10 protein-coding genes are annotated in these 13,382 nt (G+C 65.5%); 3 read left to right on the forward strand and 7 right to left on the reverse strand.

The window, feature by feature from the left end; genetic code table 11:
• Nucleotides 1–112 precede the first annotated feature (112 nt).
• The 5 genes from ACQ3DC_RS07185 to ACQ3DC_RS07205 all read right to left on the reverse strand — a co-directional run bounded on the left by ACQ3DC_RS07185 (nucleotide 113) and on the right by ACQ3DC_RS07205 (nucleotide 6,749).
• Complete coding sequence (locus ACQ3DC_RS07185) at nucleotides 113–1,183, reverse strand: Gfo/Idh/MocA family protein (protein ID WP_430751923.1); 1,071 nt, start codon at nucleotides 1,181–1,183, stop codon at nucleotides 113–115.
• 212 nt (nucleotides 1,184–1,395) lie between these two features.
• Nucleotides 1,396–2,493, reverse strand: a complete 1,098-nt coding sequence (locus ACQ3DC_RS07190; RefSeq protein ID WP_157238772.1) for a substrate-binding domain-containing protein — start codon at nucleotides 2,491–2,493, stop codon at nucleotides 1,396–1,398.
• Between the two features lie 48 nt (nucleotides 2,494–2,541).
• Nucleotides 2,542–3,825: a multiple monosaccharide ABC transporter permease gene (gene mmsB, locus ACQ3DC_RS07195; RefSeq protein WP_157238771.1), complete on the reverse strand. Its 1,284-nt coding sequence runs from the start codon at nucleotides 3,823–3,825 to the stop codon at nucleotides 2,542–2,544.
• A 45-nt stretch (nucleotides 3,826–3,870) separates the two neighbouring features.
• Nucleotides 3,871–5,427 carry a multiple monosaccharide ABC transporter ATP-binding protein gene (mmsA, locus tag ACQ3DC_RS07200; RefSeq protein ID WP_157238770.1) on the reverse strand — a complete coding sequence of 519 codons (1,557 nt, stop codon included), beginning with the start codon at nucleotides 5,425–5,427 and terminating at the stop codon, nucleotides 3,871–3,873.
• A gap of 131 nt (nucleotides 5,428–5,558) precedes the next feature.
• Nucleotides 5,559–6,749, reverse strand: coding sequence for an ROK family transcriptional regulator (locus ACQ3DC_RS07205; protein ID WP_157238769.1), 1,191 nt, complete (start codon nucleotides 6,747–6,749; stop codon nucleotides 5,559–5,561).
• A 200-nt stretch (nucleotides 6,750–6,949) separates the two neighbouring features.
• On the opposite strand from ACQ3DC_RS07205, the gene ACQ3DC_RS07210 reads away from it, so the two are divergent.
• Nucleotides 6,950–7,744: a carbon-nitrogen hydrolase family protein gene (locus ACQ3DC_RS07210; RefSeq protein WP_430751924.1), complete on the forward strand. Its 795-nt coding sequence runs from the start codon at nucleotides 6,950–6,952 to the stop codon at nucleotides 7,742–7,744.
• Nucleotides 7,745–7,757: 13 nt separating this feature from the next.
• On the opposite strand, the gene ACQ3DC_RS07215 is transcribed toward ACQ3DC_RS07210, so the two are convergent.
• Nucleotides 7,758–9,383, reverse strand: a complete 1,626-nt coding sequence (locus tag ACQ3DC_RS07215; protein WP_321215696.1) for a PucR family transcriptional regulator — start codon at nucleotides 9,381–9,383, stop codon at nucleotides 7,758–7,760.
• A gap of 109 nt (nucleotides 9,384–9,492) precedes the next feature.
• Between ACQ3DC_RS07215 and ACQ3DC_RS07220 the strand changes: the two genes are divergently transcribed.
• Nucleotides 9,493–11,040, forward strand: coding sequence for an amino acid permease (locus ACQ3DC_RS07220; RefSeq protein ID WP_321215697.1), 1,548 nt, complete (start codon nucleotides 9,493–9,495; stop codon nucleotides 11,038–11,040).
• Nucleotides 11,037–12,770, forward strand: coding sequence for a flavin monoamine oxidase family protein (locus tag ACQ3DC_RS07225; protein ID WP_430751925.1), 1,734 nt, complete (start codon nucleotides 11,037–11,039; stop codon nucleotides 12,768–12,770). Before ACQ3DC_RS07220 ends, ACQ3DC_RS07225 begins: the two co-directional genes overlap by 4 nt.
• Here the strand turns inward: ACQ3DC_RS07225 and ACQ3DC_RS07230 are convergent.
• The gene (locus ACQ3DC_RS07230) at nucleotides 12,767–13,285 is read right to left on the reverse strand and encodes a gamma carbonic anhydrase family protein (protein ID WP_157238765.1); all 519 of its coding nucleotides are present in this window, start codon (nucleotides 13,283–13,285) and stop codon (nucleotides 12,767–12,769) included. The two genes, ACQ3DC_RS07225 and ACQ3DC_RS07230, sit on opposite strands and share 4 nt — an antisense overlap.
• Between the last annotated feature and the right edge of the window lie 97 nt (nucleotides 13,286–13,382).

The raw sequence follows: 13,382 nt of genomic DNA on the forward strand, positions 1-13,382 counted from the left end.
GCTGCTAAAACAACTCGACAAAATCGAAAACCTCAGGTCGAAGGAATCACAGACGGTCGCGGCCCGGTCACAGAGTTGACGCGGCGATCAAAGGGTTCCCGGTGTGCGCTGGTCAGTGCCGGTCATTTGGATAGCTGACGCCGAGCTGCGCGCGGACCCCGTCAAAGAGCCGCATGGTGTTCAACGTGTCCTCCAGTGGCATGACCGGGCTCTCGGTCAGGCCCTGCTGGATGCAGCGGGTTACTTCACGCAGTTCGTATGCGTACCCTCGGCCCACCACATCAAAAGCTTCGGTCCGGCGCTCGTCCCAACCTGTGGACACCGTCAGTTCCCCGGGATTATTGATGGAGCCCACGCTCTGGAGGAAGCCGAGGCTGCCCGCAACTGTGGCGGTCCGGGGACCGTGGGCCAACAGTGAGGACGTAAGCTGCACCTGCGCTCCGTGGTTGTAGCCCAGCGTCAGGGCGTTCTGGGCATCCACGCCGTCGTCGTTAATGAAGCCGGTGGCGCTCACCGTCTGCGGAAAACCGAGGGTGCCCAGGGCCCAGAGCAGCGGATAAACCGTAATGTCCAACAGCGCTCCGCCTCCGTCCTGCCTGGCCCACAGCCTGGATGTGGGGGAGTAGGGGGCCGGAAAGCCAAGGTCCGCGGTTACCCAGTGGACTTCGCCGAGCTCTCCGGACGCTGCGATCTCAAAGGCCCGCTGCATGCTCGGCAGGAAGCGGCTCCAGACAGCCTCCATGAGGAAAAGCTTGCGGCTTCGGGCGAGGTCGATGAGTTCGGCTGCCTCGCGGGCGTTGATGGTGAAGGCTTTTTCGCACAGGACGTGCTTACCGGCGTTAAGCGCCGCAAGCACCATTTCGTAGTGCTGCGCGTGGGGCGTCGCCACGTAGACAACGTCCACCTCCTCATCTGCGAGCAGCCGCTGGTATCCGGGCACACCGCCGTCCTCGCCGTAGGCCTTCGCGAAGTCATATGCAACCGCAAAGGCGTCGGCCGTGTCCTGGGCCCTCGAGCTGACGGCATACAGTTCGGCATCTGCGAGCAAGGCCAGGTCCTGGGACACGGAGCGGGCAATGCCGCCGGTGGCGATGATTCCCCAGCTGAGGGGGGCTCCGGTGGCGGAACGGGGATCCTGGTCTGGCTGGCTGAACAACCACGGCTTCGCGATGGGCGCACTCATGGTGCCCATCCTCTCATTGCAGTGCTGGAGGGATCCGCTATGACCTGCGGAAAGTGATAAGGGGTTCGCGGGTGGCGGGCACGGCACTCCGGCTGCGCACTGGCTCCTCCGTCAGCGGCTGTTATGAGCGTGCCACAAAGCCGTATCCCTTGTGGCACAGGAAAGCCCGGCCTCCAATGTGTGGAGGCCGGGCTTTCCCGCAAAAAGGTTGCTTACTTGGTGATCGGTTCCAGGACCGGATCGCCGACGTAGGCGCTCTTCACGTTGGCGGCCGTGACGATGACCGGTTCCAGCAGGTATGCGGGAACGGTCTTGACGCCGTTCTTGTAGGAGTCCTTGTCGTTGATCTCAGGCGTCTTGCCTGCCTGGAGGTCCTTCACCATGGTGATGGCGTGTTCAACGAGCTTGCGGGTGTCCTTGTTGATCGTGGAGTACTGCTCGCCGGCCATGATGGACTTGACGGATTCAACCTCGGAGTCCTGTCCGGTCACCACCGGAAGCGGCTTGCCGGCGCCCTTGACGGCAGTCAGGACTGCGCGGGCCAAGGTGTCATTCGGGGAGAGGACGCCGTCCAGGGACGCGCTGCCGTAGCTGCCGGTAAGCAGCGTGTCAGCGCGGCGCTGGGCGTTTTCAGCCTTCCAGCCCTGGGTCACTGCCTGCTCGAAGGTGGTCTGGCCGGAGAGCACCTTGAGGGTGCCGTCGTCGATCTTGGGCTTCAGGACGCTCATGGCGCCGTCGAAGAAGACCTTCGCGTTGGCATCGTCAGGGGAGCCGGCGAACAGTTCGATGTTGTACGGGCCCGAGGGCTTCTTCGCCTTGAGGCCTTCCAGCAGCGCCTGGCCCTGGAGCTCGCCAACCTTGAAGTTATCGTAGGCCACGTAGTAGTCCACGTTCTCGGTGTTCAGCAACAGGCGGTCGTAGGCGATGATCGTGGCGCCGGCGTCTTTGGCCTGCTTCAGCTGGGTGCCCAGCTGCGAGCCGTCGATGGCTCCCACGATGATCACCTTGGCGCCCTTGGTGACCATGGCGCTGATCTGGTTCTGCTGTTCGGACACGCCGCCGTTGGCGAACTGGACGTCAGCCTTGAACCCGGCACCGTTAAGGCCGTCATTGAACAACTTCTCGGCGAGGACCCAGTTTTCACTGGTTTTCTGCGGGAGCGCGACACCGATGGAGGAATTCTGTTCGAAGCCGCCGGCGCCTGCGGTGCCGCCGCCTGTCGGGGTTTCAGACCGTCCGCAGCCTGTCAGCGCCAGTGCTGCAATGGCAGCTACTGCTGCTGCCTTCCCTGCTTTGCCAATCATTCGCATTGTTGGTTCTCTTTCTTTTAGTGGTGTAACGCTGTTCAGGCTTAATTGCTAGGCTTCCCTGGCGATCGCTTCCTTGGTGGAGGTGGTTTCGTCGGGCTGGAGAGGGGTGCTGGGGCCGCCGCCGGAGGGACGGCCGCCCCTCATCAGCAGGCCAATGATGGACTTCTTGCCCTGGCTCTTGTTGTAGACGTCGAAAGCGACGGCGATCAGGAGCACCAGCCCCTTGATGATCTGGGTGAGGTCCGCGCCGACGCCGAGCAGTTGGAGGCCGTTGTTCAGTACAGCCATGACCAGGCCACCAATGATGGAGCCGACGACGGTGCCCACGCCGCCCGTCACCGCGGCGCCGCCGATGAAAACGGCGGCGATCGCGTCAAGTTCCCAGCCGACGCCGTCGAACGGTCCTGAAGCGGTGGAGCGGCCCACGAAGATCATGCCGGCCAGTCCTGCGAGGATGGACATGTTCATCATGACCAGGAAGTTGACCTTCTTGGACTGGACACCTGAGAGCTCGGCAGCATGCCGGTTGCCACCCACGGCATAGACATGGCGGCCCAGGATGGTGCGGGAGGAGATGAAGCCGTACAGCAGTACCAGTACGGCCAGGATCAGGCCCGGGATGGGGAACGAAGTGCCGGGACGGCCCGTGGCGAACAGGTACGTGGCGTAGAGGATGGCGCCGCAGATCAGGACCAGCTTGAGGGCCATGACCCACATTTCGGGTACTTCGGCGCCGAGTGCCTTGGCCCGGGCCCGGGAGCGGAGCTCGCCCCACACCACGAATGCGACGGCGGCGATGCCCAGCAGCAGGGTGAGGTTGTTGTAGCCGAAGTTGGGGCCCACCTCGGGGAGGTAGCCGGAGCCGAGGTACTGGAAATCGGCGGGGACCGGAATGGTGTTGGACTTGCCCACAAACTGGTTGAAGCCGCGGAACAGGAGCATGCCTGCCAGGGTCACGATGAAGGCCGGAATGCCCACGTAGGCGGTCCACCAGCCTTGCCAGGCGCCGATCACCGCGCCCAGTACCAGGCCAAGCAGCACGCCGGCGTACCAGGGGATGCCCCAGTCGCGGATGGCCAGGGCTACGGTGACGCCGACAAACGCAGCCACGGAGCCCACCGAAAGATCGATGTGGCCGGCGATGATCACCAGGACCATGCCGATGGCCAGGATCAGGATGTAGGAGTTGCCGTTGAAGAGGTTGATGACGTTGCCGGGGGTGAGGGTCCGGCCTTCGGTGGCGATTTGGAAGAAGACGATCAGTGCCACCAGGGCGAAGATCATGCCGAATTGACGGGTGTTTCCGCCAAACAGCTTTTTGAGGGCGTTCATGGTGTCAGTCCTTGTGTCCGGAAGGTTCTGGGATGATCCAGGGGATCAGGCGGCTTTACGGGCGGAGGTCATCAGTTTCATCAGGCTTTCCTGGCTGGCCTCGTCTTTGTTCAGGACACCTGTGATGGCGCCTTCGAAAATGGTGTAGATGCGGTCTGACAGGCCAAGGAGTTCCGGGAGTTCCGAGGAAATCACGATGACTCCCTTGCCCTGGTTGGCCAGCTGCTGGATGATGCCGTAGATCTCGTACTTGGCGCCAACGTCGATGCCGCGGGTGGGTTCGTCCAGGATCAGGAGGTCGGGGTCGGTGAACATCCACTTGGCCAGGACCACCTTCTGCTGGTTGCCGCCGGAAAGTTTCGCGACTCCTTCCTCCACCGACGGAGTCTTGGTGCGCAGCGACTTGCGGTACTGCTCCGCCACGGTGAATTCCTGGTTCGGGTCCACTACGAAATTACGGCTGATCTTGCGAAGGTTGGCCGACACGGTGGTGGTCTTGATGTCGTCCAGCAGGTTCAGCCCCAGCGACTTGCGGTCTTCGGTGACGTAGCCCAGCCCGGCATCGATGGCCTGCCGGACGGACTTAAGGGTGATTTCCTTTCCGTCCTTGTAGATGTGGCCGCTGATGAAGCGGCCGTAGGAACGGCCGAAAACGGAGCGGGCGAGTTCGGTGCGGCCCGCGCCCATCAGGCCCGCGAACCCCACGATCTCGCCGCGGCGGACGAAGAAGCTTGAGTTCTTGCAGACCAGCCGGTCCTGCACATTGGGATGTGCAACGGTCCAGTCCTTGACCTCGAAGAATACGTCGCCGATTTTGGGCGTGTGGTCCGGGAACCGGGATTCGAGCGCGCGGCCCACCATGCCCTTGATGATGCGGTCCTCGTCCACGCCGTCGGCCTTCACGTTCAGCGTTTCGATGGACTTGCCGTCACGGATGATGGTGATCTCATCGGCGATCTGCTCGATCTCGTTGAGCTTGTGGGAAATGATGATGCTGGTGATGCCCTTGGCTTTCAGGCCAAGCATCAAGTCCAGCAGGTGCTGGGAATCAGACTCGTTCAAAGCGGCCGTGGGTTCGTCCAGGATGAGGATCTTCACGGACTTGTTCAGGGCCTTGGCGATTTCCACCAGCTGCTGCTTGCCTACGCCGATTTCCTTGATGGGCGTTTCCGGGTCCTCCCGCAGACCCACGCGGGCCAGCAGGTCAAGGGAACGCAGCCGCGCTTCTGCCCAGTCGATGACGCCGCGCTTGGTGGGCTCGTTGCCCAGGAAGATGTTCTCCATGATGGACAGTTCCGGGATCAGCGCGAGTTCCTGGTGGATGATCACGATGCCGGCATGTTCGCTGGCCCGGATGTCCCGGAACTGCTGCACCTGGCCCTGGTAGACGATGTCGCCGTCGTAGCTGCCGTACGGGTAGACGCCGGAGAGGACCTTCATCAGGGTGGATTTGCCGGCGCCGTTTTCGCCGCAGATGGCGTGGATTTCCCCGGCCTTCACGCGCAGGCTCACGTTGTCCAACGCTTTAACGCCGGGGAATTCCTTGGTGATGGACCGCATCTCAAGGATGATCGGTTCCGTTTGCGTGGTCTGGGACGTCATGAACCCTAACCCTCCAATGCAATGACTTCTTTGTCCGGCCGGCAAAGCGCAGGGCCGTCTGATCCAAAAGTAAACTGGATCACTGCTGTTGTCGTCAAGTCTTTAACGCAAACCGGGCATAACGAAACGGTCTACGTCTTGCGGATTCCGGCATGCTGGAACACCAGGGCGGCCGCCCCGAGCGCTTCCGCCCGGTCCCCCAGGGAGGACATGGCAAGGGTTGTGGTCTCGCCGATGACAGGCACCGCGTGCCTGATGAGACCCCGCCTGATCGGGTCCAGGAGAATGTCGCCGAGGCCTGCCAGCGGGCCTCCCACCACTATCACTTCCGGGTTGATCAGGTTGGCCACGTTGCCCAGGGCGCGGCCTACGGCGAGGCCTGCATCGTCGATCACCCGGAGCGTGGCGGAGTCCCGTGCCAGGGCCTTGCGAACGATGTCCGCGGGCGTCAGCGGCCGGTCTTCGCCGCGGCTGAGGAGTTCGATCATGGTGGTGGTGGAGGCGATGGTCTCCAGGCATCCGCGGTTGCCGCAGCGGCACACCAATCCCTGTTCGTGGATGGTGGCGTGGCCAATTTCGCCGGTGATTCCCACGTTCCCGTAGTAGGGGGCGCCGTTCAGGATAAGTCCGGCACCGATGCCGGATCCGATCTTGAGGAAGAGCAGGTTACTGACCCCCGAATGGTGCCCCCAGGTCACCTCTGACCAGGCGCCCAGATTGGCGTCGTTGTCAACAAAAACCGGGATTTTTAGCGTTTCTTCAAGGTATTGGAGGATGTTGATGCCCACCCATTCCGGCAAGATGGCCCCCTGCGCCACCGTCCCGGTGCGCCGGTCGATGGGACCGGGAATTCCGACGCCGGCACCCACCACGGCGGTGCGTTCGACACCGCTTTCCCGCAGCAGTTTCTCCAACAGGGCCATTGCCGCCTGGACCCCTTCTTCGGCCTGGTGGCCAAGGGGAAGCATCACGGATTCCTCCGCGATCACGTGGTAACTGAGCGAGGCCAGGACCACGCGGAGGTGCCGTCGCCCGAAGTCGATGCCTACGGCCACGGCACCGTTGCTGTTCAGCCGGACGTTCAGTGCGCGGCGGCCGGAACTGGTGGTAGGTTCCGCCGATGCCAGGCCGGAATCCAGCATGATCTTGACGATGTTGGAAACCGTCGCCGTGGAGAGGCCTGTCTGCCGGGCAAGTTCGGCCTGCGTGGCGGGGCCGACCATCAGGGTTTCAATGATCCGTTGTTGGTTCAGCTGCCGCAGGGCGGATTGGGAGCCGGGATTCTTGGGCTTGCTCCTCGTTGAGCGCGGGATTGCGGACATGCTAAGAAGATTGCCCTATCTCCAGTCTTGTAGTCAAGAAGTTAACGCATCGGATGGATTTGATCCCTTTATGGACGGGTAAGTCAATCCGCCCTCCGATGGGTGCTGGAGGGTGCAAACAGTCCTGGGGGCACGGCTGGGGCCTCGCTACTCTGGACAGAGGGCCCCAACCGGAGGCCCCGGATATGGAAGGTGGGCCAGTGCTGCTGGCAGTTTTGCAGGCTAACTCCAAGGTCCTCGACATTGAGGCCAACTGCCGCACTATCGCCGCTGCTGCCCGGGATGCGGCTGCCCGTGGGGCGGCAGTCCTGGTCACCCCTGAGCTCTTCCCCGTGGGCTATGCCCCGCGCCGGGTGCGCACGGAACTGGAGCCTTCCCTCCTGCCGGCGCTCCAGGAGCGGCTGGCCGGGATCGCACGCGACAACGGCATCGCACTGGTCTACAGCCTTCCCCGCCTCTCCGGGCAGGGGGACTGGCAGATCAGCGCCACCCTTGTGGACGCAAGGGGCAAGAACCTGCTCAGCTATGGCAAGGTGCACCTGTTCGGCCCCGACGAGCGGGCGGCCTTCAGCCCCGCCGGGGAACGGCCCGGTGTGGTGGATTTCAACGGGATACCCACCTCGATGGTGATCTGCTACGACGTCGAATTTCCGGAGTCCGTGCGGGCCGCGGCCGTGGGCGGGGCGGAGCTGCTGCTGGTCCCCACCGCGCTGGCGCACGGCTTCGACGACGTCCCGCAGGTCCTGCTCCGTGCGCGGGCACTCGAGAGCCAGCTGACCATCGCCTACGCCAACCACTCCGGGGAGGAGGACGGGTGCAGGTTCCTCGGCGGCAGCGTTGTTGCAGGGCCCGACGGCGGGCTGCTGGCGGAGGCAGGCGGGGAGCCGCAGCTTCTTTATGCCGAGGTGGATCCTGGCGCCGCCGCCCGTGAGCGCCGGGCCGTTCCGTACCTGGATGAGCGCCGCCCGGACGTCTACCGGTCCTGGGGCCTCTGAACCGGGCCCACAGCTACGCGCTGTCCCGCACCTGGCCGTCCGGTGCAGCGTCCTCCGCATACTGCAGCGCGATCCACAGCTCGGCCCTGGCCTGGGCCTGCCCCAGATCCATGCCCAGCAGCTCCGCCACGGCATTGATCTGGCGGCGCACGCTGTTCCGGTGCAGCCCAAGGTCCTTGGCGGTGGCGTCCCAGCTTCCGTGGGCGGCCAGCCAGGACCGAAGGAGCCGTAGCTGCGAGGCCCGGCGTTCGGCGTCGAGCTCCAGGACGGGCGCGAGAATGCGCGCGGCCAGCAGGGCGCCCGCATCGCTGCCCAGCAGGCCGGTAACGGACCACGTCAGCTCCTCTTCCCTGAGGCTCCTTCCTGCCGCCGCCACGCGCGGGCGCAGGGCGCTGGCCCTCCGGTACGCGTCGGCGAGGCCTGGCAGCCCCGTGGGTTCACCCACCACCAGCCGCCAGCCCAGCTGTTCCACCTCGGACAGCAGTGGCTCGTCAACTTTGAGCCGCGTCACGGCCGTGAACCCATAATCGGTGAGCTCCACCATTTTGGTGTCGAACAGCCTGCGCCATTGGAGCAGCTCCCGCACCGGCCCGTCGGCTGCAGGGGCGGCAGCGGCCTGTGCCCGGACCCCCTGGACCACCCGGACCTGGCCTTGCCTGGTTCCCGAGACGCTTTGGGCCAGCAAGTCCTGAAGGCTGCCCAGCCCGCGGCTGTTGCCGTCGGACAGGCTCTCCGGGTGGAGGAGCAGGGCTGTGGCCAGCTGGCTGGGGGCCAGGGAGCCGCTGGTCCGCTGCCGCACGAGCAACTCCAGCAGGCCCACCACGGAGGACACCACATTGTTCTGCGCCGGGGTGAGCGGCCTGCCCGTGCCCAGCACCAGGCTGCCGAGCGTGGCGTCCCTGGTGCTCCGGAGCGGGTGGCCGAACACCAAGGTAGATCCTTCGGACGTTTCCAGTGTTTCCGTCTCCACGCGGGGGCCGCTGCCGCTGAGGAGCCGCTTGAGCAGCGGCTGCAGCTGGGAGAGCCCGACGGCGGCCCCCGCCCGGGCGCGCACCCTCCCGTCCGTGCCCACAAGGACGGCCCATACGGGAACACGCTGGATCAGCGCCGCCAGCAGCTCGTGTTCCGGCCGGGCGGAAAGGACCGCCCTCATGAGGTGCCGGTTGGTCTCCGCCAACTGCCGGAACACCTGCGCGTTGCCGGATTCGAGGAGCTTGGAAAACTCAAGGCCCAGGGCGGCGAAGGGAACGGTGGCCGGGACCTCCACGAGGGTGAGCCCGTGCTGCCGGCAGGCCGCCACCACGTGGGCGGGTACGGCGTCGTAATACGGCTCCAGGCCGAAGCCCAGGGCCGCAACCCCGGCAGCCACGAGCCGCCGGACGTACTCATCCGCCCTCGCGGGGCCGCTGCCGCCGCCCTCACGGAAGGGCAGTCCGGCCGTGAGGACGAATTCGCCGTCGAGCAGGTACGGCGTGGGGTCCTCCAGTTCGCTGGGTTCCACCCAGCGCAGCGGTGCCTGCCCGTTGCCGGCGTCGTTCAGCACCACCACTTCGCGCGGCAGGGCTGCCAGGAACCGTTCCAGCGTTACGGCGTCCAGCTGGTCCGGGCGGTCACTGGCGGATGGTGCATTGCGTCTCATGAATGAAGACTATAGGTCACTTTGCACATCGTTGAGATGCTCCTCACAACCCTACGCTTGGGGAGGGGAAACCAGTTCAACCATTCACCGACACGAACGGACGTCAACGATGACTGTGCCTACACTCTCCGGTCACGCACCGGCCGGCAGCAGCGGAACAAGCGGCCGCCCGACCCTGGCCGCGCAACTGCTGCGCCGCAAACCCATCGCCCAGATGGTCAGCGAGGCGGCAAGCAACGACGGCGGCCCCCGCCTGGTCCGCAGTTTCGGGGTGCTTCAGCTGACCATGATCTCCGTGGGCGCAACCCTTGGCACCGGCATCCTGGTGATCCTGGGCGAATCCGTTCCGCTGGCCGGGCCCGCCATCTGGATTTCCTTCGCGATCGCCGGCCTGGCAGCGCTGCTGTCCGCTGTTTCGTATGCCGAGATGGCAGGGATGGTCCCGGTGGCAGGCTCCAGCTACTCCTATACCTACGCCACCATGGGCGAGGGGATGGCGTGGATCTGCGGCTGGTGCCTGGTGCTGGAGTACGCGGTGTCCGTCGCCGCAGTCGCCGTGGGCGCGGGGCAGTATGTGAATGAAGCGCTGGCGGTGTTTGGTTCCGTCCTCCCGGACGCGGTGTCCCAGCCGCCCGGGGACGGCGGCCTGGTCAACGTCCCGGCCATGGTCATCGTGGTGCTCGCAACGATCCTCCTGGTCCGCGGCGCGAAGGAGAGCGCCTGGATCAACACGTCTATCGTGGTGGTGAAGGTGGGCATCCTGCTGTTCTTCTGCGTCGTAGCCTTCACTGCGTTCAACGCCGGAAACTTCGAGCCGCTGCTGCCGATGGGCGCTGCCGGCGTCTCAGCCGCCGCCTCCCGGGTGTTCTTCTCCTACATCGGGTTCGATGCCGCCTCCACCGCAGGCGAAGAAGCCCGCGACCCCAAGCGCGACCTGCCCCGCGCCATCATGCTCTCCATGCTGATCGTCACCACCATCTACGTCCTGGTTGCGGTTGCCGCCATCGGCGCCCGGCCGTGGGGCTGGTTCGACGGGACCGAGGCCGCCCTGGTGAAGATCCTTGAGGAAACCACAGGCCAGCCATGGATTGCCCTGGTCTTCGCGGTGGGCGCCGTCCTGGCCATTGCCAGCATCGTCCTCACCGTGCTGTACGGGCAGACGCGCATCCTGCTGTCGATGGCCCGCGACGGCCTCATTCCGAAAATCTTCGGCCGCGTTTCCCGCCGCACCGGCACCCCCGTTGCCGGCACGCTCCTGGTGGGCATCGCCGTCGCGCTCACTGCCGGCCTTGTGCCGCTCGGCGCGCTCGCGGACGCCACCAGCATCGGCACCCTGTTCGCCTTCGCACTGGTGAACGTCGCCGTCGTCTACCTCCGCCGTACCCGGCCGGAGCTGGAGCGGACCTTCCGCGTGCCGCTCTTCCCGCTCACGCCCATCCTCGGGGCCGCCATGTGCGCCTACCTGATGGCCAACCTCGGCGCAGACACCTGGGTGGTCTTTGCCCTCTGGATGCTGGTGGGCGCTGCCGCCTACTTCGGCTACGGCCGGCGGAACTCGCGGCTGGCGGCCCTCAGCAACGAGGAATACCGTGGACTTGCCGGACCGCAACTTTCACCACAGCCCACCCCCGAACCGTCAAAGGCAGAACTTCCATGACCACCGCCACCGAACTGCCGGCCTCAGATCCGTCCAGCACCACGGCCACCCGGGCCGCCGGCCCTACGGCAGACGGCGCCGCCGCCGGCCCCATCACCATGCTGAACCCGGACTTTCCGTTCAGCTACGACCATTACCTGGCCCACCCGGACGGCCTGGGCTCTGTTCCACCTGAACTGCTGGGGACCGAGGTGGCCGTCATCGGGGCGGGCCTGTCCGGCCTGGTCGCGGCCTACGAGCTCATGAAGCTCGGACTGCGGCCGGTGGTCTATGAAGCGGACCAGATCGGCGGGCGCCTCCGCACCGCCTCATTCCCCGCGGCGCCCGGAGTGGTGGCGGACCTCGGCGGCATGCGGTTCCCGGAATCCGGCAAGGCGTTCTACCACTACGTGGACCTGCTGGGGCTGGACACCCAGGAGTTCCCCAACCCGCTGTCCCCGGCCACGTCCAGCACCGTGATTGAGCTGGCCGGCAAGAAGCACTATGCGGAAAAGCCCGGCGACCTGCCGCCGTTCTTCAGGGAAGTGGCGGACGCCTGGAAGGCCGCCGTCAACGACGGCGCCAAGTTCGTCGAGATGCAGGAAGCCATCCGAGCCCGCGACACGGCCCGGATCAAGGAACTCTGGAACGGCCTGCTGCCGCTGATGGACGAACAGACCTTCTACGGCTTCATCGCGGCCAGCGAGTCCTTCAAGGAGGCGGGCTTCGCACACCGGGAGGCCTTCGGCCAGGTGGGTTTCGGCACCGGCGGATGGGACACCGACTTCCCGAACTCCATCCTGGAGATCCTCCGCGTGGTCTACACCGACGCGGACGACCAGCACCGCCTCATCAGCGGCGGAGCGCAGAGGCTGCCCGAGGCACTGTGGCAGCACGCGCCGTCGGGCATGGTGCACTGGCCGGAAGGAACGTCCCTGGCCTCCCTGCACTCCGGTTCGCCCCGCGGCGCGGTCGGCCGGATCAGCCGCGATGCCGACGGCAACCTGCGGATCCGCGAACGGTGGGGCCGCGAAGCCACCTACCCCGCAGTGGTGGCCACGTGCCAGTCCTGGCTGCTGTCCACGCGCATCCACACCGAGGAGGCGCTGTTCCCCGCCGAACTGTGGACAGCGATCGAACGCTCGCACTACATGCAGTCCTCCAAGACGTTCGTCATGGTGGACCGGCCGTTCTGGAAGGACATCGACCCGGACACCGGCAACGAGGTCTTGTCCATGACGCTGACCGACCGGCTCAACCGCGCCACCTACCTGTTGGACAACGGCCCGGACAAGCCCGCCGTCATCCTGCTCTCCTACACGTGGAACGACGACGCACTGAAGTGGCTGGCGCTGGACGCCGACGAACGCGTGGAACTGATGCTGCACTCGCTCGAGCAGATCTACCCGGGCGTGGACATTGCCGGCCACATCGTGGGCCAGCCCATTACGGTGTCATGGGAGGCCGACCCCAACTTCATGGGCGCCTTCAAGGCAAACCTGCCCGGCCATTACCGGTACCAGCAGCGGCTGTTCACCCACTTCAAGCAGGACGCGCTGCCGGCCTCCCAGCGCGGGATCTTCCTGGCCGGCGACGACGTCTCCTTCACCGCCGGCTGGGCGGAAGGCGCCGTGACCACCGGCCTTAACGCCGTGTGGGGCGTGGTGAACCACCTGGGCGGCTCGTCAGCGCCGGGCAACCCGGGTCCGGGCGAGCTGCTGGACGCGATCGGGCCGACCAGCCTCGATTAAGCGTGCAGCTCCCGGTGGGCCCGGGCCAGTTCAACGTAGCGTGCGGCGTTGGCCCGGACGCCGTCGTACTCTTCGTCGGTGAGTTCCCGGCGGACCTTTCCCGGAACGCCCGCCACGAGCGAGCGGGGCGGGACAACGGTGCCTTCGAGCACCACGGCGCCGGCCGCTACCAGCGAGCCGGCGCCGATCACTGCGCCGTTGAGCACTGTTGCGCCCATGCCGATCAGGCAGTCGTCCTCCACAGTGCAGCCATGGACGACGGCGGCGTGCCCCACGCTGACGCGTTCGCCCACCGTGCAGGGGAAGCCTGGGTCCGCGTGCAGCACCACATTGTCCTGCAGGTTGCTGCCCTCGCCGACGGTGATGACGGCGGTGTCAGCCCGCACGGAGACACCGTAAAAGGCGCTGGAATCCCGGGCGAGGGTGGCGTTGCCGATGATCGACGCCGTGGGTGCGACAAAGGCGGAATCGTGGACAGCCGGGGTGTTTCCGGCGAAAGGGTAAAGAGGAGCCATGCGCCAAGCCTAGGACACCTACGCCCCACCCCAACCAGGTAGCGGCCAGTTGCGTTTTTATTACAAAAAAAAAAAAAAGCGGGGAAAAAGGGTGGTT

This window comes from Paenarthrobacter sp. NEAU-H11, assembly GCF_050573415.1.
Classification (GTDB): domain Bacteria; phylum Actinomycetota; class Actinomycetes; order Actinomycetales; family Micrococcaceae; genus Arthrobacter.